This is a genomic window from Streptomyces noursei ATCC 11455 (assembly GCF_001704275.1).
In the GTDB taxonomy this organism is placed as follows: Bacteria; Actinomycetota; Actinomycetes; order Streptomycetales; family Streptomycetaceae; genus Streptomyces; species Streptomyces noursei.
The window spans coordinates 495,434-521,742 of the sequence record NZ_CP011533.1 but is presented as its reverse complement, the minus strand read 5'-3'; the positions used below and the strand labels follow the sequence as shown (position 1 = coordinate 521,742).

The following is a 26,309-nucleotide window of genomic DNA, read 5'->3' as shown; positions in this document are numbered from 1 at the left end:
CCGCATTGCTTGTCCTTATCGCGCTCTTGACAGGGATCCGCTGTGCGCGTACTCAGCCCACATGGACGCGGGGGCGGCGCTCGCGGTCGGGTTCGGCCCCGCGGAGGACTTCACGGGTGACAGGGGCGACTTCGCCCTGGCCGAACAGGAAGTAGCGGAGGAACTGGGCGAAGGGGTTGCCTTCGGTCCATTCGAAGTAGATGTGCGGTCGCTCGCCGGTCTCGTCGCGCACATGCAGCAGCAGCGCGGCCAGCGCGTTGGAGATGGCGGAGCTCTCCAGGCAGAGCACGCGGTACCGGCCGTGCAGCACCTCGCCCCGTACCCGCAGCTCGCTTTCGAACTCCGAGGGATCGGCCACGGTCACCTCGACGAAAATGAGGTCGTCGGACGGCGGAAGGTCGTTGTCCGCGCGGATCTGCTGGAGCTTGTCGCGGTACTCGGCCACATCGCGTCGGTCGGGCTCCTTGGCGATGAAGCGGATCTTGCGGTGGGCCGCGTCACGGATGAACCGCTCGGCCATCTCGTCGAGCGCGACGCTCGTCACGCGCAGCTCGAAGGCGCGGGCGAGACGGGAGAGGAACGACAGCAGGACGATGCCGGCGATGAAGCAGGCACCGATCTTCACTCCGTCCGGCCGTTCGATGACGTTGGCCACGGTCGTGTAGAGGAACACCACGGAGACAACCGCGAAGCCGATCGTCCAACCGCGCTCTCCGGCCCGCCTGGCGGCGATCGTCACGGCGATCGCCGCGGAGCTGATCAGGACCAGCACGCCGGTCGCGTAGGCGCCGCCCTGGGCGTCCACGTCGGCGTCGAAGAGCCAGGTCACCAGGAAGGCGACGGCGGTGAAGACCAGCACCATCGGGCGCACCGCCCGGGCCCAGTGGGGCGCCATGCCGTAGCGCGGCAGGTATTGGGGCATGAGGTTGAGCAACCCGGCCATGGCGGAGGCGCCGGCGAACCAGAGGATGGCGATGGTGGAGAGGTCGTAGACGGTTCCGAACGCGGAGCCCAGGTACTCGTGCGCGAGGTAGGCCAGGGCCCGGCCGTTCGCCGATCCGCCGGGCTTGAACTCCGCCTCGGGGATCAGCAGGGTGGTGACCAGGCTGGTGATGATCAGGAAGACGCTCATGATGACGGCGGCGGTGGTGAGCAGCTTCTTCGCGCCCCGGATCCGCCCGGTGGGGCGCTCCTCGGTGTCAGTGGGGTCGCCTTCGATGTGCGGCATGACCGCCACGCCGGTCTCGAAGCCGGACAGGCCCAGGGCGAGCTTGGGGAAGACCAGCAGAGCCACGCCGACCATCGCCAGGGGACTGCCGTGTTCGGTGATCAGCGCCCGGGACCAGTCGGTGACCACGTGGGGCGCGGCCAGGACGTGCCACAGTGCGGCGACGACCACGACGACATTGAGGCCGAGGTAGAGGCCCACCAGGGCGACCGCGACCCCGATCGCCTCCAGGAAGCCCTTGAGGAAAACGGCCCCGAGGAGCGCGACCAGGATCAGGGTGATGACCACCTGCTGGTTGTGCAGGACGCCACTGACGTGGGGGTTCTCCACCAGGTGGGTGGCGGCGTCGGCGGCGGAGAGGGTGATGGTGATCAGGAAGTCGGTGGCGGCGAAGCCGAGCAGGGCCAGTACGAACAGCTTGCCCTTCCAGAAGGACAGCAGCCGCTCCAGCATCGCGATCGAGCCCTGGCCGTGGGGGCTTTCCTCGGCGACCCGCCGGTAGACCGGGAGCGCGCCGGCGAGCGTCACGACGACCAGGACGACGGTGGCGACCGGTGAGAGCAGCCCGGCTGCCAGGGCCGCGATGCCCGGCTGGTAGCCGAGGGTGGAGAAGTAGTCCACGCCGGTCAGGCACATCACGCGCCACCATCGCTGCCCCTTGTGAGCGCTCTGCGGGCCGGCGTGCGGACCGGGATGGCGCTTGGCCATATCGGTCAGCCCCTCCAGCATCCATGCCCGCAGGCGATGCCGCGCGGAGCCGGAACCGGAACCGGCAGGGGCGGAGGCGGCCATCGTGAGCTCCTGTCGTACAGCGACCAGATTCAGCCATCGACGCGACGGCCCGGTCAGGGTACGCAGGCACGGTCATCCCGCCAAGGTGTTCGTCGATACGGCGGCAGCTGTCCCCTGAACAGCCGCCGGGACGCCACGTGTACCGCTGGGCGGAGAAGCACACGGTGGCCGTGGGACGGAGCGGAGGCGGGCGCGACTTCAAGCCGTGGTGGCCGAGGTGTGCAGCATCAGATGGCAGGGGTGCTCCTCGCCGTTGCGGAGGAAGGTGAGCCGCACGCGGATCTCGCATGCCTTGGGCGCGAGGGCGGGCTGTGCGGAGACGGTGCCTCGGGTGTGCGTGCCGTCGGCGGCGTCCGGCAGGGGCGGGGCGATGGTGTAGCGGAGGGTGAAGGAGTCCTCTCGCCGCTTCAGGTCGTGGACGGACAGTTCGTGGCCGCCGTTGAGGATCTTCGCCGACGCGAGGGGAGCACGGGGGACGTGGCGTGTCTTCATGAGGACTCCTCGATGTCGGTGGTGTTCAGGCGGCGAGCCCCGCGACGCGGCGCGCGGGCCGTCCGGTGAGGTAGTGGACGTACTCGTGTTCCAGGCGGAAGCCGGCGGTCCAGGCCAGGAGCCGGCTGGGGCGGTTGTCGCGCGAGCAGGTCCAGCCGGGGGTGTGGCCGCGGGCGGCGATGTCCTGGCACAGGGCGGAGACGCAGGCCAGCGCGAGGCGCTGGCGTCGATGTTCGGGGACGGTGAGGCAGGCGACGTCCTCGTATGCGCTGCCGCGGAAGTACGTGCAGGCAAGGGCGAGCACACGGCCCCTCGCGAAGGCCGCCCAACCGTGCCCGGAAGCGGCGAGACCTTCCGGGCCACCCCAACTGGCGTGAATCCAGGCGGACTCGGGTCCCAGCGCGGCAACCGAGGGAGCATCCGCAGGCAGCAGCCGACGCACCGTCACCCCACGAGGCGGACGCGGCGGCAACACGGGAACGCGGTGGACGTACCCCATGCGCTCCCACGGCACGAGGCCGTCGAACGCGCGGCCCAGCAGGGGGAGGAAGCGGGCCGGTGCCTGGACGTAGTGCGCGGAGAAGGGGGCGAGCGCGAGCGGGGCCAGGGCGGTTGGCTCGCCGCGGAGCAGCAGGTGGTCGGCGCAGGCCACCGCGACGGCTCGCGGGGCGACGGGGCGGTCGGCCCACCAGCGACCGGCTCCCGGGGCCAGCGCGTGTTCGGCCAGCGCCTTCGCCCCGGGGGGCCCGGCGGCGAACCGGTGGGCCACTGCGGTGGCCTGTGTGGGGGAGAGCTCGATCACGGGGGGCTCCTGGTGACGTGACGCTTGCGGGGTGCCAGGGCGGGGCGGCTGGGTGCCGCCCCGCCCGGTTGTTCAGCCCTGGTTGGCTTTGCCGCCGTGGTTGGCCTTTTTCTTGCGGCGGGCCTTCTTCTTGCGGGCGCGCTTGGACATGGGGTGTATGGGCCTTTCATTTCCTGGGAGGCTGCCTGATGGTGCCTCAGCCGGTGGTGTGTTTCAGGCGTGCTGGCCGACGAGTTGGTCGGCGAGCTTGGTGAGGCGCTTGACGGTGCGGTCCTCGGTGGCGGCGGGTGCCGGGTCGACGCGCTGGTCGCGGTCGTAGTAGGCGCCGTTGACGACGTCGATGGACGGGTCGCACAGTCGGACGACGTGGGTCGCGCCCTGGGCGGCGGTGTCGCCCTGGATGTCGTAGAGGGGGAGCAGGTCCGTCTCGCAGATGCCCGGGTGGACGGAGACCGCGGTGACGCGGGGGTCGGCGGCGAAGATGGTGAGTGCCAGCTGTGACTGGGCGTAGGCGGCGAGCCGGGAGTAGCGGCGGGCGCGCTGGGGGTCGTTCCACTGGATGGAGGCGGTGCGGTGCAGCGAGGAGGAGACGTTGACGACGCGTCCGCCGGGTTCTGTGGTGAGTGCCGGCTCCAGGAGGTAGGTCAGCAGGTAGTGGGCGAGGAAGTTGACCTGGAGGGCGAGTTCGTTGCCGTCGGCGGTGAGGGTGTGGCGTTCGGGCGCGGCGGTGGCGGCGTTGTTGACCAGGACGGTCAGGCGGGGGTGTTCGGCGAGGACGCGCCGCGCCATCGCCTCGACCTCCTCCAGGCGCGTGAAGTCCGCGGAGAACGCGCACAGTTGGGAGGCGTCGATGCCCGCGGTGGCGACGAGCCGGTCGGTGGCGGCCTGGGCCTCCTCGGCGGTGCGGCCGTGCACGAGGACGGTGGCGCCGCGTTCGGCGAGCTGGCGGGCGGTTTCGAAGCCGATGCCGGAGGTGGCGCCGGTCACCAGGACGGTACGGGAGGAGAGGTCGTAGACGGACATGATCCATTCAGGGGAAGAGGGACGAAGGGGGCGAGTGCGCCGTACTGGCCGTTCAGGTGAGAAGTTGCTCGGAGCCATGCCGTACGGGCGCACGAAAACGGGGAGCCTGAGCAGGTCAGGGCGCCCCGTCCGAATGCGGGAGAGGTCTCAGCGTGAGGCGGAGGTCTCCGTGCAGCGCGGGGCACGACACAGGGCCGCCGGATGAGGCGGGCGGTCGAGAAGGAGCCAGGCGCTGTTCACAGTCCCATCAAATTCCGCACCGCATCCGCCTTCAAGAGGGCAGCACCGCTTTTGACGCACCCCTGATGAGCGGGTCCGAGGGCCCGGTGGGGGTTCAGTGCCGGTGCGGCTGGGGCTGCGCTCCGTTCGCTGCTCGGTAGCGGTGGACGAGGGCGACGGCCATGGCGCCTTCGCCGACGCCCGAGGCGACGCGCTTGATGGACTGGGCGCGGACGTCGCCGGCGGCGAACACGCCGGGCAGGCTGGTCTCCAACAGCAGTGGCGCGCGGTCCAGGGGCCAGGCGGTGGGGGACGACACGGCGGCCGGCCGGGACAGGCCGGGACCTGTGAGGACGAAGCCGTGGTCGTCGCAGCGGACGACGTCCCCGAGCCAACCGGTGCGGGGGTGGGCGCCGATGAAGGTGAAGACGAAGTGGGCCGTTTCCACGGTTTTCGTGCCCGTGAGCGCGTGCCGGAGGGTGATGCGTTCCAGACGGTCGTCTCCGTCGCGGGCGAGGACGTGGGTGTTGAGGCGTATGTCGATGTTGGGGGTCCGGCGGATCTCGTCGACGAGGTAGCGGGACATCCCGGATTCGAGGGATTCGGCCCGGACGAGCAGGCTGACCCTGGCCGCGTACCGGGCGAAGTGGATCGCGGCCTGGCCCGCGGAGTTCGCGCCGCCGATGATGAAGACGTGATGGGAGACGCGGGAACTGCTCTCGGTCGTCGCAGCACCGTAGTACAGGCCCTCGCCCTCGAAGCGGTCGGCGCCGGGGACGTCCAGGCGGTTGTACGTCACTCCCGTGGACAGCAGGACGGTCTCGGCACTGATCTCCGAACCGTCCGCGAGGGTGAGGATGCGGGCGGGCTCCGCTGACCGGAGGCGGACGACCTCCACGGGGTGCAGGAGTTCCGCGCCGAAGCAACCTGCCTGGCTCACCGCGCGCCTGGCGAGGTCGCCGCCGGAGAGCCCGGCGGGGAATCCCAGGTAGTTCTCGATGAGACTGGACGCGCCTGCCTGCCCACCGGGCGAGTCGGCGTCCAGGAGGAGCGTGGTCAGGCACTCCGAGGCCGCGTCGACACCGGCGGCGAGTCCGGCCGGACCGGCGCCGACGATGGCCAGGTCGTCGTGGGGGCAGGAGGCGGTGGTGGACAGTCCCAGGCGTGCGGCAAGTGCGGCATTCTCGGGCGCGGGAAGGACCGTGCCATCGGGAAAGACGACCAACGGCAGTTCGTCCGTGGGGTGTTGGGTCAACAGCTCCTGGGCTTCGGGGTCGGTGGCGTCGATCAGCACCCGTGCGCACTCCTCGTAGCCGTGCCAGAGGGCGTCGTGGAGCGGCGTGTAGCCGTTGGTGATGCCCTGGAAGTCCAGGTCGGTGCCGGGCTCCTTGACGAGCAAGGCGGTGATGCCGGCGTGGCCGTTGTAGACGGCCTTTTGCAGCGGCACGGCGCCGAAGGTCGGCTCGGTGGCGTTGAGGTCGGCGCCGGCCGCGATCAGTTCCCGGGCGATCTTCTCCTGCCCTTCCCGGCAGGCCACCAGCAGCGGGGTGTGCGCGTCGTTGAAGCCGTTGACGACCGGGAAGCGGGCGTCGACCTCGGCGCCGTCAGCGAGCTGCCGCCGCACCGCGTCCAGGTCGCCGGCGACGACCGCGTCCATCAGCCGCTGTGCCGAGGCGGCGTGCGCGTCGCGCTGCGTGCGGTCCTTGAGCAGTTGTTCGGCGGCGAGCAGTCGTTCCTTGCCGCGGGTGTTGACGTCGAGTTCGTAGGCGAAGTGCTCCCGCATGGGGAAGCCGTAGTGCGTGGAGAGGTTCAGGCCCGCGCCGTGGTCCAGGAGGACCGCCACGACGTCCGGCCACTTGTACCAGAGGGCGTCCATCAGCGGGGTGTGTCCGGTGGTGGCGGCGACCGCGTCCACGAACGCGCCGGCGTCCAGCAGGAGTTGGACGGTCTCCGGGTCACCGCCCTGGACGGCCTTGTGCAGTGCTGTTCCGCCGCCGCGGGAGTCGGCGGTGTACGCATCGGCCCCGGCTGCCAGGAGCCGGTGCACGGCCGGGGCGTTCCCCCGGCCCGCCGCCGTCATCAGCGCGGTCAGCCCGCTCGCGGTGTCGCGGACGTTCGGGTCGGCACCGAGGAGCAGCAGCTGGGAGAGACGCTCGGTATCGCCGTCGCGCACCGCGGTGATGAATTCCTCGCGGGTGGGAGGCGTCGTCATCCTGTTCTTCTGCTTTCTTTCCGGGACGACCTCTGCCATGACGCTGACCAGCGAAAAGCTGGCTTGCGTGAGGGGTGGAGAGGGCCCGTGGGACCTCTCTGGGACATTGGGACGATACGTGCGGTGTCTGCAGCTCTCGCTGGAAGGGGCTGGCATATCAAGAACGAGGCGGAGAGCAGGGGAACGATGCGGCGGTAACGTTCCCGATCACGAGCTGGTTCGGAACCTGATCCCCACGTCGTGGCGGAGAGACTCGGCCAACTCCCGGTCGAAGGGTTCGGTGCCGGGGGTGAGCACCGACGCAGCGGCCACGGCCACCCCCAGTGCGCAGGCGCTGACCGGATCGTCGCCTGCGGCCAGCCGTGTGGTCAGCGCGGCCACCATGCTGTCTCCGGCCCCGGCGTCGCTGAGCAGCTTCCCGGGCAGCGAGGGTGCACGCAGTTCGGTGTGGCCGTGGCGGGTCGAACACAGAGCGCCCAGGTCGCCGATCGTGGTCACCGCGACCTCGGCGGCACCCGTGGTGAGCAGACGTTCGTTGACGGCTCGGGCATCGTCGAAGCTGCGGACGGTCCGGCCGATGAGGTCGGCGGCCTCTGTCCGGTTGCACCTGAGCAGGAAGACACCTTCCGATAGCCCCTGCCGCAGCGCCGGGCCTGACGTGTCCAGCACCAGCCGGGCTCCGGCCGCCCTGATCCGGCGGGCGACGGCCGCGTAAAAGTCGTCTGGCAGGCCGCCGGGAAGGCTGCCGCTGGCCACGACGTAGCGGCTGGTGCCGATGGCCTGCCCGAGCACATCCAGGCAGTGCCATCCTTCCTGGTCGTCGAGGTGCGGACCGGGCGGGACGATGTGATGGCTGCGGCGCGACTCGGTCTCGAACAGTACGAGTGCTTCGCGGGTCTCACCGTGGATCTCGACGGCGATGTGGTCGATGCCTTCTTCATCCAGCAATCTGTTCAGGCGCCGGCCGACCTCGCGTCCGGCGGTGTGCACGGCGGTGGCCCGTCCTCCGAGGCGCACCACATTGCGGGCGACGTTGATTCCGCCGCCCCCGCCAGCTACAGACCTGACCCGGGCGCGGTTCTTGCCGACATCGACAAGGTGGCCGACATCCCAGCACATGTCGACGGTAGGGTTCATCGTCAGGGTGAGGACTGGCGCGGCCGAGGCGGGATCCGGCGTTGCTGCTGTACTCATCGCGAAGGCGCGGCTTCGCCCAGCGCGGCCGGTGTCTGACGCACCGTCTGCTGAGCACCGCCCCACTCGTTGTCGTAGCCGGCCATGACTAGACCGCCCTGGTAGCGGCCAGGTGCGGCCTCCTGCCGGAGGATGTCGTCGGCCTCGGCCTCGATTGTCTTGCGTGTGATCGCGCTGACGAAGCCGGCCGCGTCGAAGGCATGGTCGGTCAGCGTCGACCGGGCGATGCGGCTGGGCCCGTTGATAGCAACCCGGGCGGTCATGGTTCGCTCCCCACGTTCTTGGCCGAACTGCCGACGAAGCGGTTCGGCGCCTGGGGTCTTGGTCCTGCCGATCGCGGTCGGCTCCCACTCCACCAGCCGGCCGGTAACGGCTCTCACCGGCTGGGCCCGGCTACGACGCTAACCCGTCCGGCAGCCCGGCGCACCTCGTCGCGTCACCGACTGGTTGCCGGCGGAGATCACCGGCGCGGCGCCCGGCGCACGGCGTGATCCATGGCATTGCGTGCACTGTGGTGCAACGGTCGGAGGGCAGTCGCCTGTTGTCGCTGTATCACCCTCCGGGCGCCGGTTCAGGTGCGCGCTCCCGCCTCCGCCGGGGCCGGGGGCGAGTGCGCTGCGGGCGGTGGTGAGCAGGATGATCAGGACTCCGTCGGGCCTGGTGGTGAGCTTCGGAGGGTGGCCAGGCGTCGCTGGTATTCCCCTTCGTCGATCTCGCCGCGGGCGTACCGTTCGCCGAGGATCTGCTCGGCGCTGCGCCCATGGCCGGGGGCACCGGGCGGGGGTGGGGTACCCCAGGTGGGGTGTTCGCTGCCGCATGGGCCAGGGCGCTGGGCGAAGGCGCGGAGGATCAGGGCGGCGACGACGATCATCACTGTCCAGAACAGGAGATTGCCGACCACCATCCACGGCCACATCCACCCGCCGCCGTGTCCGTACCAGTACATCATCGCGGTTCACTTCCCCAGGTCAGCGGTCGCTCAGGCGGGCGCCCGCAGGTGACCTCCCTTCATGCTCCCTCCCTGCGGTAGGGGGCGAAGGGGTCCGGACGGCCCCTGCCGGGGGCCGGTGGGCCCGTCCTCGCCGGTCCTTGCAGAACAGGAGGAGTTCTCCCACCTTCTGAGTACCCCTGCCGGCCAATCTCGGGAACTGGCCGCATGCACCGAAATCCTCCAGGCGGCACCCCGCGTGCCGTCATACGCCGACCTGGCCGATCACATGCGGCAGCATCTCAACCACCTGTGCGCCCCACAGGCACTGAGAGACCGACGCAGTACTGAGGACACTTGTCGGGCGGACGCCGCTGTGGTGCAGTGCTCCGCGGTTCGGTACCGGGACTCGTACAGGTCGATCCTCGCCGTCCCTGAGCGCGCCGCCGGGCATTCGGCCCAGAGCACAGCTCCGGTGCCGGAGGGTTCGGCGCGCGGTCGCACCCGTCCCACCTGCGGAATGTCACGGCGCGTGAGGTGCCCCATCACCCGATTGCCGGGCCGCGATGGACCACGGCGTCACTCGTTGGTGTGATGTCTTGGGGGGTTCTCCGGTCCGATGGTGGAGGTCCGCATGATCCCATTCTCGATGCGTATCCGGTCGCTCGGCGCCCTGACCCTGATGGTCTGTGTACCCGCAGGTGCCACCGCAACAGTGGCACCACAGGCGGCTCCCACATTGCACGCACAGACCCGCACCGACCTCGACGCATCGATGCACGGCGAGGCGTACGCCTATGCCACCTACCTCTTGTTCGCCGACGAGGCACGCGCCCAGAACCTGATGTCCGTGCAGCAGCTCTTCCAGCGCACAGCCGACGTGGAGCTGGGCGAGCACTTTGCGGAGGAGGCCAAGCTCAGCGCTCTGGCAGGCAGCAACGTCGCCAACCTCCAGGCCGCCATGACGGGCGAGGAGTACGAGTCGCACACGATGTACCCCACCTTTGCCAAGCAGGCCCGGCAGGACGGCGACACCGCCGCCGCCAACCTCTTCGAGGAGATCGCCAAGGACGAGACGACCCACCACGCCGTGTTCGCCAAGGCGTTGGAGGTCGTCCGCACCGGCAACGGCAGCATCCCGGCACCACCCAGCGTCAAACCCGTGACCGTCCAGGCAGGGGCGCCCAAGGTCCGCGCGGCACGGACGAAGCAGAACCTCGACACCGCGCTGCACGGTGAGGCGCTGGCATCGGCCAAGTACACCCAGTTCGCCAAGGCCGCCACCGCGCACGGCAACCAGGCGCTTGCCCGCCTGTTCACCGGCACCGCCGACGTCGAGCGGCGCGAGCACTTCGCCGGCGAAGCGCAACTGGCCGGCCTCGTCGCACCGACGCGCCAGAACCTCACCACCGCCGTCAACGGTGAACAGTACGAGTCCCGCACCATGTATCCCACCTACGCGCGCCAGGCGAAGGCGGCCGGCGACGCCAAGGTCGCGGAGCTGTTCACTCACAACGCCAACGACGAGGCCGGTCACGCCCGCGCCTTCGAGGACGCGCGCAACCAACTCCACTGACAGCACCACAGCACGGCGGCCGGAGCGGGCACCTCAGGGAAGGGCCCCGCCCCGGCCTTCGGCCAGCCCTGCTGGCCCAGCCGCCGTTGCTCCGGCCTGTGCCACGCCGCCTTCGTGCCCGAGTGCCCGACATCGTAGGTCGCGAGGCCGCCACCCGCCGCGACGATCAACGCGAGCAGCGCACCGCCAGCCAACAGGCGTGTCCAGCCGGCTCCCGGGCCTCGGCCACCCTCGGAGCGGGCACCCGCCTTGGGTACGCGGCCCGGAGAGGTCGAGTGGGGGCCGGCCTGCTGCTGGAGAGTGGCCGCCGGCTCCTGGAGTGTCATGCCTGGCCCGGCGGTTGGCGAGAAGGTATGGGCGCTGGTGCTGCTCGCCTGAAGCGCCGATCACCGACGGCTGCCGGCGGCGGTCTTTCCCGTTCTCGGAGCATCCACCTCCGCTGCTTCGTGGCAGGCAGTGGCAGTGATCTCGGTCTTCTTGGCCGCACACTCACCCCAAATCCGTTGCCACATCCGTCTCTTGAGTGCGCTCTCATCGTGACGGAATCGTTGGTCGCGCTCAGCGCTTCCTGTCGGTCCAGGCGAATCGCCGTCACTGTGTCGATGAGAGGTCGGATGAGCATGCCCCCTGCCGAGAAGAGAACGGAGAGGCAATGAAGCTCGGGAACAGTGTCGCGGCCGTCATCGTCGCGTGTGGACTGGCAGTGACTGGCGTGGCGGGAACCGGTGCGGCACAGCCGGCCACGCCGGCCTCCGCTTCGGTCGACCACGAGGTGAAGGCGGCGGACCAGCTGTCCCTGCCTCAACTCCTCGATGCGGCCGCGGACGAGGTCCACATGACGTTCCCGAATGCCGAGCTCATGGTGGCCGACGGCAGTTCGCCCAGCGGCAGGACCCAGGACATGTCGCAGGTGACCGAGTGGCGGCTCGTCTCACCAGCGACGGTGCTTCCCGCATCAAGTCGATCGAACCCCACGGCACGCTTGAGGGCGAGATCGGCCAGCCGATCTCCCACACGTCGGCGTGGGGCGGCGTCATGCCGATCACCGACCAGGCCGGCCTTACGCCCGACGAGGCATACGGCATCCTCCAGGACGCCGGGCACGGGGACAGTGCGTCTCGCTGGTCGAGCCCCTCGTGGCACGGCCGCACCTGCAGTACCACTTCTCCAACATCCGTGGCGGCTGCGACGGGTACGCGGTGAACGTCGACGACCTCGCCGTCAACCCCATCTGCGGCTGACCGCACACCTCACACAGCGGCGGGACGGCGCGACCATGCCTTTTCATCGCTGCTCCCCAGGCATCGAGAGCGTCCGTTCACGGACATCGGGGTCCGCCAACGTCCCCTCAGGCGGAAGGAGACAGGAGAAAGTGATGCAGGGCGACGAGCAGCACTCAGCGGCGTTGCCGGAAGGAGGCACGGTAGGTGTAGGGGGAGGTTCCGGTGTGGCGGGTGAAGTGGTGACGCAAGGTGGTGGGCGAGCCGAAGCCGGTGCGGTCGGCGATGTGCGTAATGGGCAGGTCGGTGGTCTCCAGCAGTTCCTGGGCACGGTGGATGCGGGCGCGTAGGAGCCATTGCAGCGGGGTGGTGCCGGTCTGGGCGCGGAATTGGCGGTTGAGGGTACGGACACTGACCTTGGTGTGGTCGGCGATGTCGGCGAGGGTGAGGGGTTGGTGAAGGTGACGCTCCATCCAGTGCAGAACGGGCTGGAGGGCGGTGTCGTCGGTCGGGGGTTGGGGACGTTCGATGTACTGCGCCTGGCCGCCATCGCGTTGGAGGGGCATGACCGTCCTGCGGGCGGTAGCGGCCGCGAGTTCCGCGCCGAGATCGCGGCGCACCAGGTGGAGGCAGAGGTCGAGTCCGGCGGCCACCCCCGCTGAGGTGATCAGGCTGCCGTGGTCGACGAACAGGACGGCGGGGTCGACGTCGATGTGCGGGTGGCGCCGGGCGAGTTCGTCGGCGTACTGCCAGTGGGTGGTGGCGCGGCGGCCGTCCAGCAGGCCGGTGGCGGCCAGGGTGAAGGCGCCCACGCACACCGAGGCCAGGCGCGCCCCGCGCTCCGCCCCCCGTTGTAGCGCCTCGATGACCGTCCCGGGCGGCGGCGTCAGAAAACACGAGTGGGCGGGGATGACGATGGTGTCGGCGTCGGCGAGGCCGTCGAGGTCGTAGGGGGTGTGGATCCTGAAGGCTCCGTGCTCCGCGGAGGTGGTTGTGCTGCGGCCAGGAGCGCAGATCCGGAGTTCGTAGTGCAGGGTGCCGTCGGCTTGGTTGGCGGTGCCGAAGACCTGGCCGGGAGTGGACAGTTCGAAGGGGAGGACGCCGTCGAGCGCGAGAACGGCCACCACATGAGTCATGGCCAGAATTTAGCGCAGTTCGTCATTACGGCCACTGGCCGTGGGGGGCGGAAGGTCCCAGGATCAAGGATGTCCCGTTTTGCCAGGGCATCCCTTTCCGTTACCTGAGGAGTGTTTGCGATGGCTGTTGTCCTCCCCGCTGGCTGTGACAAGTTCGACCTGCCCCGGACGGAGCTGGCCGTCCACGCACTGCACTACGTCCAGGAGGTGGAGCCGGGGTTCCTGTTTCGGCACAGCGTGCGCAGCTATCTCTTCGCCCGGGCTCTTGCCGGCCGTCGCGGTATGCAGGCCGGGGCGGACTTCGACGACGAGTTGTTGTTCCTGGGCTGCGTCCTGCACGACCTGGGGCTGTCCGAGCAGGGCAACGGGAACCAGCGGTTCGAGGTGGACGGTGCCGACCTGGCCGCCGAATTCCTGCGTGGTCACGGTGCGACGGATCAGGCCGTAGCGGTGGTCTGGGACGCGATCGCCCTGCACACTTCGGAGGGCCTGGCCTCCCGCAAAGGCCCGGAGGTCGCTTTGGCTCACGCGGGCATCTCTGTGGACGTCCTGGGCCTTGGCAGGGAGTCCCTGCCCGAGGGGTTCGCCGACCACGTACATGACACCTTGCCCCGTGAGAACCTCGCCTACGCGATGACCGACGTCATCGTTGGACAGGCACTGGCCAATCCCACCAAGGCCGGCCCGCTCAGCTTCCCCGGGCAACTGCTGCGCCGCCACCTCCCGCCGGGGACGCTGCCGGACTGGTACGACCTGATCGCCCAAGCAGGTTGGGGCGATCAGCCCACCACCCCGCACCCGACCAGTCCGACACAGTGCTGCCCCTCGACGGAGGCGAGCGCGTAGCCGCGCCTGTCGCCGAATCATGCTGCGGATCTTCCGCCGGACGGCACCGATCTGCTGTTGTTCCGTACGGGGAGCATGTGCTGTGAGGCTGTAGCGGTTGGGAGTTGGGACGTCGACTCAACCGGTGGACTCGTTCGTGGTGTGGGCAGCGCGGTGGCGCTGCCCGGGGCTCGGGGCAGAACTCATACAGCCAGGCGAAGTGCCGGTAGGCGGCTCTGCCCCTCACGGACGGGGGATGCGGCCAGGGACGGACGCGATGTGATCCAACTGCCTTCAACTCAGCGGCTGTTGAGAGCATCACGGAAAAGCGCAGGTGAACACGTCCCCGGCCGCTCTATGCTCACCACACTCGTTCCGGCGTATGCCATATCAAATACCTCGACAGGAGAACTTATGACTCTTCATGGATTGATGCGAACCGCTGTCTCAGCTGTTGCTGCCACCGCGATGGCGGGTGCGGTGGTCACCGGAACCGCGGGAGTCGCTGCGGCGTCCTCGGGCGGTGGCTGTACCGGGCCGGAAACGAAGCAGGTGTGCGTGACTGTGGCCGAAGGAATCCTCTTTGCGGCCCGTATCACTTCCGAAGGCCATGGGGTCGACTGCAAGGCCCGTCTGGTCGCGCACGATGACACCACGGGGTGGTCGTGGGGGCAGGCACTGACGCGCTGCGACCGGTTGACCGGCAACTTCACCCTCCCCAACCCGACGCCAGGTCACCAGTACCGCGGTGAGCTGCAGATCTTCTTCAACGGCAAGAACGCAAACGAGGGCTACGAGTTCATCCAGACCCCGGCTTTCCTCTACTGATCCGTCAGCGGCCACCGGAGCCGTGAAGCGCACTCGTGGCTGCGGACGCCGCGTGACCCACAACTCCTCAGTGCCATCGGGTAGCCGGCCTCTGCACAGCTCCCCTTGGTCAGGGTCGTTTCACCTGGTGCTTCGGCGGCAAACCCTCGCCGTCGGCGAACCGCAGCGCGGACTGACCTGCGATGGGCTGCAGGCTGGCCTGGGAGTCGCCTTCAAAGCCGATTAAGTGATGAGGGGTCATGTCGGTCATGGTGCGTCGTCATGAGCTTTCGGATGCCGAGTGGGCTGTGTTGTCGCGGTTCCTGCCCGCTTCGGGGGTGGCGGGCAGGCCGCGGTCGGGCGACCGGCGGGTGCTGAACGGGATCGTATGGAAGCTGCGGACCGGCACGTCCTGGCGGGACGTGCCGGAGCGCTACGGTTCCTGGCGGACGCTGTACACGCGCCTGGAATGGCGGCGGAGGCCGACGCCGTCCCCTTGCGTCGGCGGCCGTGCGGCCGACGATGGCAGGCACGAGACGGGCGAGCGCCGCCGCCGGCGAGCTGAAGAGTGCGCTTCTCATTCGAGGAGTACCCCAAATGCGCCTGCGTCACATGCGGTTGGCGTGCAACTGGCGGCAAGGGTGGCATGCGCGGGACAAGTGCGCGTCGTGATTCCCCTGGTGCTCGGCACCGATGGAGCCGAGGCGGTCCTCGAAGCGGTGGATCAGGCAGTCGGCAAGGAGTCCGCCACGAGGTATCCCGCCACCTCTTGCAGGTAACCGTGTCGGATCACGTGGCCCCGGCTTGAGCAGTGCGGTCGCACAGACGCCCGGGTACACACCCCCGTCGTGGAGGAGTGTCAGGGCGCCGCAAGCCCCATAGCAGGTCAGGTCTGTCCCAGGCACTGACTCCGCACCGCTCGGTGCTGAGTCGGCGACTCTCCCTGCCAGGCAGCGCGAGACTGGCCTGTCCTGCCGCCCGGACCAGGGTCTCTCGGCCCATGCGGTGGCACGGTGTGCGTGGCACCGTTGGGTACGGTAACAATGTGAGGCCGTGAGGAAACGGTGGCGTCATGCGCGCTCAACTCGGCGATCAGCTCATTGTCGAAAGCCCGTCCACTGGTGTCACCAAGCGTGACGGCGAGATCGTCGGAATTCACCACTCGGACGGAACCCCGCCCTACGACGTGCGCTGGTCGGATACGGACGAGGTGACGCTCGTGTACCCCGGACCCGACGCGCACGTCCGCCACATCGAGCACCGGCCCGCAGGGCAGGAAGAACAGGTGGGGGACAGCCCCGGTAGGCCCCGGCTGGTCGGCGCACCCGATTCCGGGGGCATCGGCCGACGCATCGCTGCGGAGCGCAGGCAGCAAGGACTGTCCCGAGCGGAAACCGCTCGCCGCGCCAGAATGGCACCGGACTACCTGGCGTACCTCGAAGAACGGCCGGTCGCCCCAAGCCTGGCGAGCCTGATCCGGCTGGCTTCGGCGCTCGGCACGAGCGTCGAAGGTCTGCGCGGGGGCGGTGCCGATCTGCCTCCCGGCCAGGGCCAGGCGCTCCTCCACCCCCAGCTGCGAGACCTCGACCCCGACGAGTGCCGCGCCCGGCTTTCCACGCACGGGGTGGGGCGCGTCGCAGTGTCGACGCCCGACGGCCCGGCCGTTCTCCCAGTGAACTACGAGGTCATCGACGATGCGATCGCGTTCCGGACAGCCCCGGATTCGGCCCCTGCGGCGGCAGTGGGGACGGAAGTCGCGTTCGAGGTGGATCACGTGGACGAGACCATGAGTCAGGGTTGGAGCGTGCTTGCCGTCGGCCCGGCGCAGGTCGTCACTGAGCCTGACACGGTGCGACGCCTGGCGGAGCTGGCTCACAGCGAGCCGTGGGCAGGTGGCGAACGCGAGATGTGGGTGTCGATCCAGCCCGTGCGCCTCACAGGGCGTCGTATCAGTCCGGCCGATCAGGAGTAGCCACGCTCAGTGAGCGTTTGATTCTCAGTTGTCTGTTTCATTTGGCTTAGCTGTCGCGCCAGTTGGTGGTGGCTTCGTGGGTGAGGCGGCGGGTCATGAGGTTGATGGCGGCCAGTTGGATCATGGCGGCTGATCGGTGTGGGTGGGTTTCGTAGTCGCGGGCCAGGCGGCGGTGGTGCATGAGCCAGCCGAGGGTGCGTTCGATGACCCAGCGGCGGGGCTGGACGTGGAAGCCGCGGGTGGTGGGGTCGCGTTGAACGATTTCGAGGTCGATGCCGAGGTTGGCAGCTTGCTCCACGGCTTTGGTCTTGTAGCCGTTGTCGGCCCAGGCTTTGGTGATGGTGGGGTGGCGCTGGCGGACTTGAGTCAGGAGTTGGGTGCCGGCGGCGGAGTCGTGGACGCTCGCGGCGGTGACGGTCACGGCCAGTAGGAGGCCGAGGGTGTCGGTGACGATGTGCCGCTTGCGACCGATGATTTTCTTTGCCGGGTCGATGCCTTGGCTGGTCAGGTGGACGGTGGCGGAGGTTTTGATGCTCTGGCTGTCGATCAGGCAGGCGCTGGGGTGGCTCGAGCGGCCTTCGGCCTGGCGGACTTTGCCGCGTAACAGGCCGGTGAGCTGGTCGAAGATCCCGTCGGCTTCCCAGAGGGCGAAGTAGCCGTAGACGGTCTGGTGGGGAGGGAAGTCGTGGGGCAGGTAGCGCCAGGGGATGCCGGTGCGGTCGACGTAGAGAATGGCGTTCATCAGGGTGCGCAGGTCGTGGGTGGGCTTGCGGATGCCGTTGCGGGCCTGACGCCAGGCTTCGAGGGTGGGGCGGATGAGTTCCCAGCGGGCGTCGGACAGGTCGCTTGGGTAGGGCCGTGAGGGCTGCATGATGCCTGGGTATGTGGTGGTGGCCGACCTGGGCAGGGCGTGTGCAGGGGTGTCCGTTGCACCGGGGCGTGCGTTCTCAAGCTCGCGTGAACCGGTAGATTTCTAAATGAGACGGGAGTTTGGGTGTGGAAACCGGCGCACAACTGGCCTGCTGATTGCCGCAGAAGCCATATTTCCGACGGATCGCTTGGGTTGGCGCTCATGCCTGGCCTCCAGAAATCACCATGAACTGGCCGCCAAGCGAATCAAACGCTCACTCAGAGCGCATTTCTTCCTTGCGGCATCCGGTGCCACCAGAACACGGCAGCCGGTGCCGGCCTCAGGTGCCGCAAGCCCCGGGACCAGTCCATGGTCTTTCCTGGTCGGCAAGGACCGTCTCGACGACATCACAGCTCAGGGGCTTGAACTGTGCGAGCAGTTCCGGCAGCGGGAGCAAGTCGGCCTTGCGGGGCGGGTGGCAGCCCTGACCGTCGGCCGCCACGGTCAGGCAGCCAGCCACTGCGCTGAGTCCCGCGGCGAACGTCAGGCGGCGCGGTGTGCTGGCCGTCGGCGTGACGACGCGGCCCTATGGTTTGGAAGGTTGCTGAGATGGCCGGCACGGTCCCCAGAGACGACGGCTGTCTGTGGCGGTGCCGGCTATGAGGTGTGGCAGTGTCGGCTGCGCGGCATGCTCACCGCGATCGGGCCACGATGGCTTGGAGTGTGGGAACCTCCGGGGCGCCGGCGGCCGGCGCTGCGGTGCCCGAGTCGCTGGGTGAGGACACGGCGATCAGTATGGGAGGCGACCGGGTCCATGCAGCGGAGGTGAGCCTCGCCGAGTGGCACCGACAAGTGCGCTGTGTGGAGGCCGAGTCGGCGGCGGAGGGACCAGGGAGGTGCGAGATGAGCATGGCACCCGGCCGTCGAATCGTTGTCGGTGTCGATGGATCAGCGCCGTCGAAGGCTGCCCTAGGGTGGGCGGTCGGCCAGGCCGAGCTGACCGGCGCCGCCGTTGAGGCGGTCTACGCCTGGCAGCTCCCGTACTCCTGGTGGGGATGGGCTCCTCCCACCGAGGAATCCTTCAACTTCGAAGACAACGCCCGCGGAATCCTTACCGAGGCAATCGACGTTGCCATCGGTCCCGATCGGCACGTCCCGATCACACCGCGCGTCATCGAAGGCAACCCGGCGCGTGTCCTGCTCGACGCCGCGCACGGGGCGGACCTGCTGGTCGTGGGCAACCGGGGGCATGGCGGGTTCAGTGAAGCGCTGCTGGGTTCCGTCGGCCAGCACTGCGTCCAGCACGCAGTGTGTCCGGTCGTCATCATCCCCGGCCCGGGAACCCGGTGAGCCAGCCCCTCTCGGTCAGCGGCGGGACGGTGGTCCAGGGGCTGGAGGAGGCGGTCGGCGGCGTCGCGCGGTCGGCAGCGGCTGCATGGGGGTGCTGCGATGAGAGCGGGGGAGTCCTACGCCATGCTGGCGGCAGAGCCCACGGTCCGGACAACGCAGCCTTCACCACCGCGGAACTCGCCGACGGCAGGGGCCCGGTGCCTTCGTCAGCGTGACCTTGGCAGCTAGGCGCGGATTTCTCCGGGAACCCCGCGAACGACGCCCGGCTGTCTGGCGCCTTTCTGCATGTCGCGGAGTTTCTTGGCCAGGTTGTCCCGCACGTAGGGGTGGACAGCCAGCCGGCCGCTTTGGAGCGGATCCCCCGGGTGGCTGAGTCGCGAGGAATGTGGAGGCAGCCCAGCATGGAGGGTGACCTGGTTCCGTCGCTTCGCGGAGGTGAACCGCGATGACTTTGCCTATACGTCACCGTCCCGGCTGGCTCCTGGAACGGCATTTCCCCACCATTCGCTGGGAAGAGCCCTTCGCCGCGGAGTTCAGTGATCTGTTCGAGCGGATGAATCAATTCCTGGAGAACGCCGGCGACACGCCTTCCATGGCAGGGGCCTGGGCGCCGCCGGCCGACATGCACGAGACGGAAGACAGCTATGTGGTCGAGGCCGAACTGGCCGGGATCAAACGCGAGGACATCGACGTCGAGGTCGGCGAACGGCAGCTTCACATTACCGGCGAGTACAAGGAGTGTGAGCGGGAAGGTGTCCTGCGCCGCAGCACCCGGCGCACCGGTCGATTCGAGTACCGTGCGCTCCTGCCCGCCGAGGTCAAGGCCGACGACATCACCGCCACCCTGACCAACGGGATACTGACCGTCACCATCCCCAAGAGCCAGGGCACCGGGCCGCGGCACATCGAGATCACTCAAAGCTGAGGACGCGCTGTCGGCGGCGGGGCGCCATCCGTCCCGCCGCCGGGGACCGACCACGACGCTGCCGTGGTGGGCGACGGTGCGGGATCCCTCCACGACCCGCACACCGTGCGAGGGGCGTGCCTGCCGGGTTGGTCGGCAGTCCCCGGCTTGTGGCGACGCCCGCTGTCTCGTGTCGTCGGTCAAGCAGTCGGCTGGAGAAGCAAGGCACGGACGTCGTGGGGGAGTTGTTCCAGCACTGCTTCCAGGTGCCCGGGTGAGACGTGCTTGCGTACGACGCCGGTGACCGCGGCGGCGATCCGGGGGACATCCTCAGCGGGGACCCTGGCCTCCCGGACGAAGCGGTCGATGTAGCCCTGGCGGTCGTACTTGACCGGTACGACACTGGGGTCCCAGCCGTCGTAGTAGACGCCCCGCAGCAACTCGGGCAGTTGCGCGGCGAAGTGCGCGGCCACGTCGACGGTGAGCCTGTCACGGCACATGTGCAGCCACGTACGCAGGACGCGGTGGGCGAGGTGGCGGTTGTCCGTCTCCAAGGCCTCCGACACCGCTTTGAGCCAGATGTTCGCGCTGTGGATGGCGTGCTCGAAGTCAGCTGTGTGCGTAGGGGGCATGGACGTTCCTTCCCCGGTCTGCCGGTGGAACCCATCTGCTCCGCCGAATGCGGAGCGGCCTCCTCCGTGGACGCGAAGGCACATGTTCAGAAGGACAGGGCAGCCCAGACCCGGTGGAGTCCCCCATGAGCATCGGTGGTGTCCTGGTGGCTTCTCGTTTCCCCTGCCCAGGGCTCCATGCTAGGACGGGCCGAGCTGGTTGGCAGCCGCATCATCCGCACGGCACCACCGGAGCCTGGCCGTCGGAGCATGGAAGGGGTGCACAGACGCGTCGTGCGTCGTGCTCCGAGCGGGGGCACAGTGGAAGAGAGCCAGCCGCGCGCACTTCGCGTGAGGACAGGCGGGAGACGTCTTGAGCTTCTGGCACCCGGGCCGTCCGCGGAGGAGTACTTCTCGCGGACGTCGTCCCGGTCAAGTATCGCGGCGAGGCATGCGTGAGCCACTCACCTCTCCAGCCGGCCCCTGAGGCGGGCCAGGAAGACTCGGCGAGCACGGCATGGACGTGACGGTGACTGAAGAGGGCCCCTTCCGGTTCCGCATCGACGAGCGGGGCGCCATGCGCGTGCCCGGTGTCGTCTTCGCCAGCCGTGGGCTGCTGCCCCAGGCGGCAGGTGACAGAGCGCTGGAGCAGGTGGTGAACGTGGCGACGCTGCCCGGCATCGTCCGTGCCTCCTTCGCCATGCCCGATGTGCACTGGGGGTACGGCTTTCCCATCGGCGGGGTCGCCGCCACGGACGTCGACGCGGGCGGAGTGGTCTCGCCGGGTGGCGTCGGCTTCGACATCTCCTGCGGTGTCCGGCTGCTGGCCGTCGGCATCCAGCAGGCCGAGCTGGCCCCGCGTCTGAACGAGCTGATGGACATACTCGGGGACACCACCCCGCGCGGCATGGGACGCGGCGGGCTGTGGAAGTTGTCCGGACGCGCGCAGATGGAAAAGCTCCTCACCGGCGGTGCCCGGTACGCGGTGGAACGCGGCCACGGCGTCCCGCGCGATCTGGACCGCTGTGAGGACCATGGAGCGCTGGCGGGTGCCGACCCGGAGCAGGTCGGGCAGCGTGCGGTGGAGCGTGGGCTGCACCAGGTGGGCAGCCTCGGCTCGGGCAACCACTTCCTGGAAGTCCAGGCAGTGGACCGGGTCTACGACGAAAGGACGGCGACCGCCTTCGGCCTGCGGGCCGGCCAGGTCTGCGTGATGATCCACTGCGGCTCCCGCGGCCTCGGACACCAAGTGTGCACCGATCACGTCCGGGTCATGGACCACTCACTGCGCGCCTATGGCATCGAGGTCCCGGACCGGCAGCTGGCCTGCGCGCCCGTCGTCTCTCCACCCGGCCGCGACTACCTCGGGGCAATGGCCGCCGCCGCCAACTACGGCCGCGCCAACCGGCAGCTGCTCACCGAGACCGCACGCCGTGCGTTCACCGTCACCACCGGCGTGAGCGTGGACCTGGTGTACGACGTCTCCCACAACATGGCCAAGATCGAGACCCATGAGGTGGACGGCGCGCCACGCCAGCTCTGCGTCCACCGCAAGGGCGCCACCCTCGCCCTCCCGCCCGGTCACCCTGGCCTGCCGGAGGACCTTGCCGAGTTCGGCCAGCCCGTCCTCGTGCCCGGCACGATGGGCACCGCCTCGTACGTCATGGTCGGCACGCCCGACAACGACGCGTTCTTCTCCGCCTGTCACGGCGCGGGACGGGTCTGGAGTCGGCATCGGGCACTGCGCGAGGTCCGCGGGGAGCAGGTGCGTGATGCACTCGCGTCCCGCGGCATCGCTGTCCGGCCGTCCTCCTGGCGCGGTCTCGCGGAGGAGACCCCCGCCGCGTACAAGGACGTCGACGCGGTCGCCACCGCCACCGAAGGCGCCGGGCTGGCCCGGCTGGTCGCCCGGCTGATTCCGCTCGGCGTCGTCAAAGGATGACTCCAGGCGGTACGGCCACATGGCGCCACCGACGGGTAGCCGTTGCCCACTGTGCCGGCAACCGCACTGGGGGCATCCGCCCGGGGCGCACCGGCCGCTCGGCGACCGGGCCAAGGCGCATGCGTCGTGCGGCGAGACATCACCGTCACCGAGGAGACCAGGACCGACGTTCTGACCCGCGCCCTCGGCCCGGTCCCCGGCTCGGCCGCGGTCCGGGTCACGGACGGGTGGCGCTCAGCAGGACTGAGGCCAACAGCGGCCCGATCCGACTGGTCTGCCGCTGAGCCGAAGAGGCGTAAGCAAGGACGACAAGGGTGTGGAGACGAGCGGTCACACGTCGAGCGTGACCGAGCACCGCCAACCATCCGGCCCGCGATCGAACGCCAGCTCATGGAGGGTGGCTGCTTTCGGCGCAGCCCCCGTCACCGGAAGCGATCCGATCTCCGCCATGCACAGCCGGGCCTGCAGCCCCTCATGGACGGCGGTCAGCTCTACCTCGATCGGGACCTCGTCGTGGGCGTCAAGCCAGTAGATGACCTCTTCCAACAGGGCCACCAGCAAGTCCTCGTTCGTGTCCCCGCGCACCACGACATCCCTCTGGCGCACACCGACCGCGCCCGCCATGTCCAGGAAGGACTCGCAGACGCCCCGCACGGCCTGCGCCAGGCACACCTCACGGGTCGGGCCCCATGCCTCGACCCGCAGATCGGCGGTGTGTGGAACGTCGCGGTGCCCGCCGAGCCGCGCGGGGTCTTGTGGCCGTTCCATTCGCGCCTCCCTCGTGTGATGGTCCGCCCTCAGACCGGCGACCCGGCCGGGTCGGTGAGGCGGCTGACGGTAGCCGGGCTGCGGCCGAAGGCGCCCGGAAGCAGCCAGTCGCAGCCGACGATGACTTCTACGACCCTCGCACCATGCCACGCGCTGCGTCCCCACGGGGAGTGGCACGGCGGTGACCGAGTGGCCGCAGGCCGACCAGGCCAGGACCGGTGACATCGAGGTGATCTGCCGCCGAAACCACAGTCCGGAATCCGACCGGGCACCGCGACGCCCCTGCCGGCTGGCCCGTCCGGGGTGTTGCCGCCCATCCGGCGAAACCCGATCAAGTGTTCGGCCGGGAGGTCGAGTGGACCGCTCTGACTGACTTCGTGAGTGATCCACGCCCTGGAGCCACGCTCGGCCTGGTCTCGGGGACAGGAACTCCTGGTTCAGCCCTTCGGCTTCCGCGAGGCAGCGCGATTCTGGGGCATCCGATCCCCACGGCTTGCCGTCCAGGTGCACGCCATCGTGGGCGGAACTCCCGCCTATCGAGGCGACCTTGTGTGTGATGACACCCCTGCCGGCCCGGATGACTTCGACGCCTGGGTGTGCAGAACCGTCCTCAACCCACGCGTCCCCCTGTTCTGGGAGGCGCGCAATCTGCTGGAGGAAGAGAACGACGCGGACCGGGCGCTGTCCCACTCCGTGCTGGTCGCGATCGCCGCCGGCCGTTCCACACCCGGTGGGATCGCCGAATGAGTCGGAGCCCAGCTGCCTGACGTGTCCCATACCCTGGCCATGCTGCGGAACACTCGATGTCGACGTGGCGGTACGAGGGAACGTCAAGGGACGGCCCGGTGTCCTGCTCTCGGTCGGACTCGCCCGCTGGAACGAGACCATGGACATCCAGCACCTGGAACGGCTGCGCCATGTTCTGTCCGTCCTCGGAGCTTCCGGCGAGGACGTCAACGGGGCCACGCCGGCGTGTTACAGCGGGATCGGGTTCGGCCCGGAACTGCGGGCCGCGGAAGCCAGGGGAGAGGTCCTCCTGGTCGACGTCGACAGGCTCTACCACGGCGAGTGACTGACCGTGACGCGGTCAAGCAGCCAGCGGACCAGGACGTTCTCTCCTGGTCGTGGGCGCGGGCGCCCACCGCTGCGAAGACCACGATCACCACGGCACTGTGCAGCGGGCAGCCGCCACAGGTGGTGCGACGCGTTCTCCGGTCGCCATGCCCGCCGATGACACGATGACAGCCGGGCTGTGTGCGGTTGATGTCGATCGACTCCTGGACGGAGCGGGTGAGGCACGCTGACCACGGTCCGCCAGGCCCCGCCGGATTCAGGCCCAAGCCGGGCGCCTTCGACCGGGATTCCGACGAGGAACCGGGCCGTCCGCTCCGGCTCCGGAGCGGACGGCCCGGCCGCCGACTGTCGTCACCCGGGCGCAGTAGCTGCGTCTTGCTGTGCGGGGTACCGGGTCACCCGTACAGCGGTGACCTTGTATTCGGGGCACGACGTGACGGTGTCCGCATGGCTGGAGGTCAACCGGTTCACTCCGTGGGCCGGAAAGTGGAACGCGCAGAAGACCTGCCCCGGGTTCACCTCGCTGCTGACTCGGGCGAGCAGCCGCGCCCGGCCGTGGCGGCTTTCCACCGTGACGGGTTCGCCGTCCCGCAGGTCGTAGCGGTCCGCGTCATCGGGGTGGAGGTCCAGCCAGTCGGCGGACTCCAGCAGGAGGTTGGCCGTGCGCCGGGTCATGCCGCCGGAGTTGTAGTGGGCCAGCCGCCGCCCGGTGACCATGATCAGCGGGTAGTCGTCGTCGGCCTCCTCACCCGGCGGCAGGTAGGGGCAGGACGCGAGGTGCGCACGTCCGTCCGCGGTAGCGAACCGTCCCGTGTACAACGTGGCTTCGCCCGGCTGGTCGGCGTACGGGCAGGGCCACGGGATCGCCCCCGCGCGGTCCAGCCGGCCGTGCGAGAGCCCCGCGAAGACGGGAGCGAGCAGTCCGCACTCGTCCAGCGCGGCGGCCGGGGTGGGGCAACCGAGATCGACGCCCATGGCAGAGGCCACCGCGTGTACGGTCTCGAAGTCCGTACGGGCCTGCCCCGGTGGCGAGACGGCTGCACGGACCCGCTGGAACCGGCGGTCGAAGTTGACGAAGATGCCGTCCTTCTCCAGCCAGGAGGCGACCGGCAGGACGATGTCCGCGTGGAGTGCGGTCTCAGAGAGAAAGAGTTCGTTGCAGATGACGAGCGGGCCGGCGCGCAGGGCTTCGGCCACCCGGTTCGTATCGGGGTCGGTGGCGCAGACGTCCTCCCCGATGACCCACAGTGCGCGCAGGTCCCCGGCTCGTGCCGCCGCGAACATCTGCGGGATCCGCAGTCCGGGGCGGGCCGGGACCCGTGCCCTCCATACTTCCTCGGCACGTGACCGGACGGCCGGGTCGGTCACCTTCCCGTACCCGGGGAGGGTGTCGGGCAGCGCGCCCATGTCGGAGGCGCCCTGGACGTTGTTCTGGCCGCGCAGCGGGTTGACGCCGTATCCGCGGCCGGTGCCGACCGCCCCGCGCAGGATCGCCAGATTGGCCAGGGCCCGTACACCGTCGGTGCCGTGCAGATGCTCGGTGACTCCGAGGCCGTAGGCGATGGCGGGCCGCTCGGCGCGTCCATAGAGGCGGGCAGCCGCGACCAGGTCCGAGGCGGGGACGCCGGTGATGTCCGCGACCCGGTCGGGCGGGTAGTCGGCGAGCAGCTCGGTGAATTCCGGCAGTCCGGCGGCCCGTTCGTGCAGGAACCGCTCGTCCATCAGTCCTTCGGCGAGCAGGACGTGGGCGAGCCCGTGGCACAGCGCGACATTGGTGCCGGGGCGCAACCGCAGATGCATATCGGCGTACGTGGCCAGGCCGACGGAACGGGGGTCGGCGACGATCAACCGGGCTCCGCGCAGCTCGCGTTGCAGCAGGCGCGCACCGATCACCGGGTGGGACTCGACCGGGTTGGCTCCTACCACGAGCACGCAGTCGGCCCGCTCGACGTCGTCGAAGGAGTCGGTGCCGCCGGGGAGCCCGAAGGAGGCGGACAGGCCGGCGGCGGACGGGGAGTGGCACAGCCGCGAACAGTTGTCGACGTTGTTGGTGCCGATCGCGACCCGGAGGAACTTCTGGGCGAGGTAGTGCTCGACCCCGGCCGCGCGGGCCGAGGAGACGGGAAACCGCCCGGCGGTCCGCCGACCTGAAGGACCGCCAGATCGACATCGCTCCGCAGACCGCCACCCAGCTCCGTGACGATCCGTTCGACCGGTGTACCGAGTTCCACCTCGTAACAGCCCGGGCGGGCGAATCGCTCGGACAGACAGACCAGCTTCGTACCGGGCTCGCCGGGCGCCCCGCGCCGGGCATAGGCGGCGCCACCGTGCGCGACGATCCACGGGACGGTCGCCAGTGTCTCCACGTTGTTGACCACCGTCGG

At 69.4% G+C, this 26,309-nt stretch carries 25 protein-coding genes; 10 read left to right on the top strand and 15 right to left on the bottom strand.

Annotated elements, in window-relative coordinates; translation table 11 throughout:
• Positions 1-52: 52 nt before the first annotated feature.
• The 9 genes from SNOUR_RS02265 to SNOUR_RS02230 form a co-directional block, all read right to left on the bottom strand.
• Complete coding sequence (locus tag SNOUR_RS02265) at positions 53-2,020, bottom strand: APC family permease (RefSeq protein ID WP_067343369.1); 1,968 nt, start codon at positions 2,018-2,020, stop codon at positions 53-55.
• Positions 2,021-2,218: 198 nt separating this feature from the next.
• Positions 2,219-2,512: a hypothetical protein gene (locus SNOUR_RS02260; protein ID WP_067343368.1), complete on the bottom strand. Its 294-nt coding sequence runs from the start codon at positions 2,510-2,512 to the stop codon at positions 2,219-2,221.
• Between the two features lie 25 nt (positions 2,513-2,537).
• Positions 2,538-3,314 (bottom strand): GNAT family N-acetyltransferase, encoded by a 777-nt coding sequence (locus tag SNOUR_RS02255; protein ID WP_067343366.1) that lies wholly within the window; start codon positions 3,312-3,314, stop codon positions 2,538-2,540.
• Between the two features lie 72 nt (positions 3,315-3,386).
• A complete protein-coding gene (locus SNOUR_RS49670; protein ID WP_466872072.1) occupies positions 3,387-3,464 on the bottom strand; it encodes a 50S ribosomal protein bL37 in 78 nt (25 codons plus the stop codon).
• Between the two features lie 63 nt (positions 3,465-3,527).
• Positions 3,528-4,337 (bottom strand): SDR family NAD(P)-dependent oxidoreductase, encoded by an 810-nt coding sequence (locus SNOUR_RS02250; RefSeq protein WP_067343365.1) that lies wholly within the window; start codon positions 4,335-4,337, stop codon positions 3,528-3,530.
• Positions 4,338-4,671: 334 nt separating this feature from the next.
• On the bottom strand, positions 4,672-6,768 hold the full coding sequence (locus SNOUR_RS02245; RefSeq protein WP_067343363.1) for an ankyrin repeat domain-containing protein: 2,097 nt from the start codon (positions 6,766-6,768) through the stop codon (positions 4,672-4,674).
• A gap of 207 nt (positions 6,769-6,975) precedes the next feature.
• Positions 6,976-7,962, bottom strand: coding sequence for a 1-phosphofructokinase family hexose kinase (locus tag SNOUR_RS02240; protein ID WP_067343361.1), 987 nt, complete (start codon positions 7,960-7,962; stop codon positions 6,976-6,978).
• Positions 7,959-8,225 (bottom strand): hypothetical protein, encoded by a 267-nt coding sequence (locus SNOUR_RS02235; protein WP_067343360.1) that lies wholly within the window; start codon positions 8,223-8,225, stop codon positions 7,959-7,961. Before SNOUR_RS02235 ends, SNOUR_RS02240 begins: the two co-directional genes overlap by 4 nt.
• A gap of 377 nt (positions 8,226-8,602) precedes the next feature.
• Positions 8,603-8,911: an SHOCT domain-containing protein gene (locus SNOUR_RS02230; protein ID WP_067343358.1), complete on the bottom strand. Its 309-nt coding sequence runs from the start codon at positions 8,909-8,911 to the stop codon at positions 8,603-8,605.
• A gap of 718 nt (positions 8,912-9,629) precedes the next feature.
• Between SNOUR_RS02230 and SNOUR_RS02225 the strand changes: the two genes are divergently transcribed.
• A complete protein-coding gene (locus SNOUR_RS02225) occupies positions 9,630-10,466 on the top strand; it encodes a ferritin family protein (protein ID WP_312631745.1) in 837 nt (278 codons plus the stop codon).
• A 1,396-nt stretch (positions 10,467-11,862) separates the two neighbouring features.
• Here SNOUR_RS02225 and SNOUR_RS02220 read toward each other — a convergent pair.
• Positions 11,863-12,822 carry a GlxA family transcriptional regulator gene (locus SNOUR_RS02220; RefSeq protein WP_067343356.1) on the bottom strand — a complete coding sequence of 320 codons (960 nt, stop codon included), beginning with the start codon at positions 12,820-12,822 and terminating at the stop codon, positions 11,863-11,865.
• Positions 12,823-12,942: 120 nt separating this feature from the next.
• On the opposite strand from SNOUR_RS02220, the gene SNOUR_RS02215 reads away from it, so the two are divergent.
• Positions 12,943-13,668, top strand: coding sequence for an HD domain-containing protein (locus SNOUR_RS02215; RefSeq protein ID WP_067343354.1), 726 nt, complete (start codon positions 12,943-12,945; stop codon positions 13,666-13,668).
• A gap of 411 nt (positions 13,669-14,079) precedes the next feature.
• A complete protein-coding gene (locus SNOUR_RS02210) occupies positions 14,080-14,475 on the top strand; it encodes a hypothetical protein (RefSeq protein ID WP_159425774.1) in 396 nt (131 codons plus the stop codon).
• Positions 14,476-14,584: 109 nt separating this feature from the next.
• Here SNOUR_RS02210 and SNOUR_RS45940 read toward each other — a convergent pair whose 3' ends face one another.
• Positions 14,585-14,725 (bottom strand): hypothetical protein, encoded by a 141-nt coding sequence (locus SNOUR_RS45940; RefSeq protein WP_159425773.1) that lies wholly within the window; start codon positions 14,723-14,725, stop codon positions 14,585-14,587.
• Here SNOUR_RS45940 and SNOUR_RS42390 point away from each other — a divergent pair.
• Both SNOUR_RS42390 and SNOUR_RS02205 read left to right on the top strand, forming a co-directional pair.
• Positions 14,715-15,233 (top strand): transposase, encoded by a 519-nt coding sequence (locus SNOUR_RS42390; protein WP_079142090.1) that lies wholly within the window; start codon positions 14,715-14,717, stop codon positions 15,231-15,233. The two genes, SNOUR_RS45940 and SNOUR_RS42390, sit on opposite strands and share 11 nt — an antisense overlap.
• Before the next feature lie 293 nt (positions 15,234-15,526).
• On the top strand, positions 15,527-16,426 hold the full coding sequence (locus SNOUR_RS02205) for a pyridoxamine 5'-phosphate oxidase family protein (RefSeq protein WP_067343351.1): 900 nt from the start codon (positions 15,527-15,529) through the stop codon (positions 16,424-16,426).
• 46 nt (positions 16,427-16,472) lie between these two features.
• On the opposite strand, the gene SNOUR_RS02200 is transcribed toward SNOUR_RS02205, so the two are convergent.
• The gene (locus SNOUR_RS02200) at positions 16,473-17,297 is read right to left on the bottom strand and encodes an IS5 family transposase (protein ID WP_067343349.1); all 825 of its coding nucleotides are present in this window, start codon (positions 17,295-17,297) and stop codon (positions 16,473-16,475) included.
• A gap of 882 nt (positions 17,298-18,179) precedes the next feature.
• Between SNOUR_RS02200 and SNOUR_RS02195 the strand changes: the two genes are divergently transcribed.
• Positions 18,180-18,626 carry a universal stress protein gene (locus SNOUR_RS02195; protein WP_099055784.1) on the top strand — a complete coding sequence of 149 codons (447 nt, stop codon included), beginning with the start codon at positions 18,180-18,182 and terminating at the stop codon, positions 18,624-18,626.
• A 445-nt stretch (positions 18,627-19,071) separates the two neighbouring features.
• Positions 19,072-19,551 (top strand): Hsp20/alpha crystallin family protein, encoded by a 480-nt coding sequence (locus tag SNOUR_RS02190; protein ID WP_067343348.1) that lies wholly within the window; start codon positions 19,072-19,074, stop codon positions 19,549-19,551.
• 179 nt (positions 19,552-19,730) lie between these two features.
• Here SNOUR_RS02190 and SNOUR_RS02185 read toward each other — a convergent pair whose 3' ends face one another.
• On the bottom strand, positions 19,731-20,162 hold the full coding sequence (locus tag SNOUR_RS02185; protein WP_067343346.1) for a DUF2267 domain-containing protein: 432 nt from the start codon (positions 20,160-20,162) through the stop codon (positions 19,731-19,733).
• Between the two features lie 502 nt (positions 20,163-20,664).
• Between SNOUR_RS02185 and SNOUR_RS02180 the strand changes: the two genes are divergently transcribed.
• Positions 20,665-22,083, top strand: a complete 1,419-nt coding sequence (locus tag SNOUR_RS02180; RefSeq protein WP_512700979.1) for an RtcB family protein — start codon at positions 20,665-20,667, stop codon at positions 22,081-22,083.
• 330 nt (positions 22,084-22,413) lie between these two features.
• On the opposite strand, the gene SNOUR_RS02175 is transcribed toward SNOUR_RS02180, so the two are convergent.
• A complete protein-coding gene (locus tag SNOUR_RS02175) occupies positions 22,414-22,851 on the bottom strand; it encodes an archease (RefSeq protein WP_067343342.1) in 438 nt (145 codons plus the stop codon).
• Positions 22,852-23,400: 549 nt separating this feature from the next.
• Here SNOUR_RS02175 and SNOUR_RS47875 point away from each other — a divergent pair.
• Together SNOUR_RS47875 and SNOUR_RS47870 are read left to right on the top strand one after the other, a co-directional pair.
• Positions 23,401-23,598 (top strand): hypothetical protein, encoded by a 198-nt coding sequence (locus SNOUR_RS47875; RefSeq protein WP_067343340.1) that lies wholly within the window; start codon positions 23,401-23,403, stop codon positions 23,596-23,598.
• Positions 23,599-23,662: 64 nt separating this feature from the next.
• Positions 23,663-23,923, top strand: coding sequence for a hypothetical protein (locus SNOUR_RS47870; protein ID WP_067343338.1), 261 nt, complete (start codon positions 23,663-23,665; stop codon positions 23,921-23,923).
• A gap of 353 nt (positions 23,924-24,276) precedes the next feature.
• Here the strand turns inward: SNOUR_RS47870 and SNOUR_RS49125 are convergent, their stop codons facing one another.
• The gene (locus tag SNOUR_RS49125; protein WP_376738577.1) at positions 24,277-26,268 is read right to left on the bottom strand and encodes a molybdopterin oxidoreductase family protein; all 1,992 of its coding nucleotides are present in this window, start codon (positions 26,266-26,268) and stop codon (positions 24,277-24,279) included.
• Positions 26,269-26,309: the final 41 nt, after the last annotated feature.

Excerpts from the sequence above, each read along its gene's own strand:
- SNOUR_RS02260 (WP_067343368.1), bottom strand. The coding sequence starts at position 2,512 with ATGAAGACACGCCACGTCCCCCGTGCTCCCCTCGCGTCGGCGAAGATC.
- SNOUR_RS02200 (WP_067343349.1), bottom strand. The coding sequence starts at position 17,297 with ATGCAGCCCTCACGGCCCTACCCAAGCGACCTGTCCGACGCCCGCTGG.
- SNOUR_RS02265 (WP_067343369.1), bottom strand. The coding sequence starts at position 2,020 with ATGGCCGCCTCCGCCCCTGCCGGTTCCGGTTCCGGCTCCGCGCGGCAT.
- SNOUR_RS02240 (WP_067343361.1), bottom strand. The coding sequence starts at position 7,962 with ATGAGTACAGCAGCAACGCCGGATCCCGCCTCGGCCGCGCCAGTCCTC.
- SNOUR_RS02195 (WP_099055784.1), top strand. The coding sequence starts at position 18,180 with ATGAGCATGGCACCCGGCCGTCGAATCGTTGTCGGTGTCGATGGATCA.
- SNOUR_RS02175 (WP_067343342.1), bottom strand. The coding sequence starts at position 22,851 with ATGGAACGGCCACAAGACCCCGCGCGGCTCGGCGGGCACCGCGACGTT.
- SNOUR_RS02220 (WP_067343356.1), bottom strand. The coding sequence starts at position 12,822 with ATGACTCATGTGGTGGCCGTTCTCGCGCTCGACGGCGTCCTCCCCTTC.
- SNOUR_RS02245 (WP_067343363.1), bottom strand. The coding sequence starts at position 6,768 with ATGACGACGCCTCCCACCCGCGAGGAATTCATCACCGCGGTGCGCGAC.
- SNOUR_RS02230 (WP_067343358.1), bottom strand. The coding sequence starts at position 8,911 with ATGATGTACTGGTACGGACACGGCGGCGGGTGGATGTGGCCGTGGATG.
- SNOUR_RS02250 (WP_067343365.1), bottom strand. The coding sequence starts at position 4,337 with ATGTCCGTCTACGACCTCTCCTCCCGTACCGTCCTGGTGACCGGCGCC.
- SNOUR_RS02185 (WP_067343346.1), bottom strand. The coding sequence starts at position 20,162 with ATGCCCCCTACGCACACAGCTGACTTCGAGCACGCCATCCACAGCGCG.
- SNOUR_RS02210 (WP_159425774.1), top strand. The coding sequence starts at position 14,080 with ATGCGAACCGCTGTCTCAGCTGTTGCTGCCACCGCGATGGCGGGTGCG.
- SNOUR_RS49670 (WP_466872072.1), bottom strand. The coding sequence starts at position 3,464 with ATGTCCAAGCGCGCCCGCAAGAAGAAGGCCCGCCGCAAGAAAAAGGCC.
- SNOUR_RS45940 (WP_159425773.1), bottom strand. The coding sequence starts at position 14,725 with ATGACCGACATGACCCCTCATCACTTAATCGGCTTTGAAGGCGACTCC.
- SNOUR_RS02190 (WP_067343348.1), top strand. The coding sequence starts at position 19,072 with ATGACTTTGCCTATACGTCACCGTCCCGGCTGGCTCCTGGAACGGCAT.
- SNOUR_RS02205 (WP_067343351.1), top strand. The coding sequence starts at position 15,527 with ATGCGCGCTCAACTCGGCGATCAGCTCATTGTCGAAAGCCCGTCCACT.
- SNOUR_RS02215 (WP_067343354.1), top strand. The coding sequence starts at position 12,943 with ATGGCTGTTGTCCTCCCCGCTGGCTGTGACAAGTTCGACCTGCCCCGG.
- SNOUR_RS42390 (WP_079142090.1), top strand. The coding sequence starts at position 14,715 with ATGTCGGTCATGGTGCGTCGTCATGAGCTTTCGGATGCCGAGTGGGCT.
- SNOUR_RS02235 (WP_067343360.1), bottom strand. The coding sequence starts at position 8,225 with ATGACCGCCCGGGTTGCTATCAACGGGCCCAGCCGCATCGCCCGGTCG.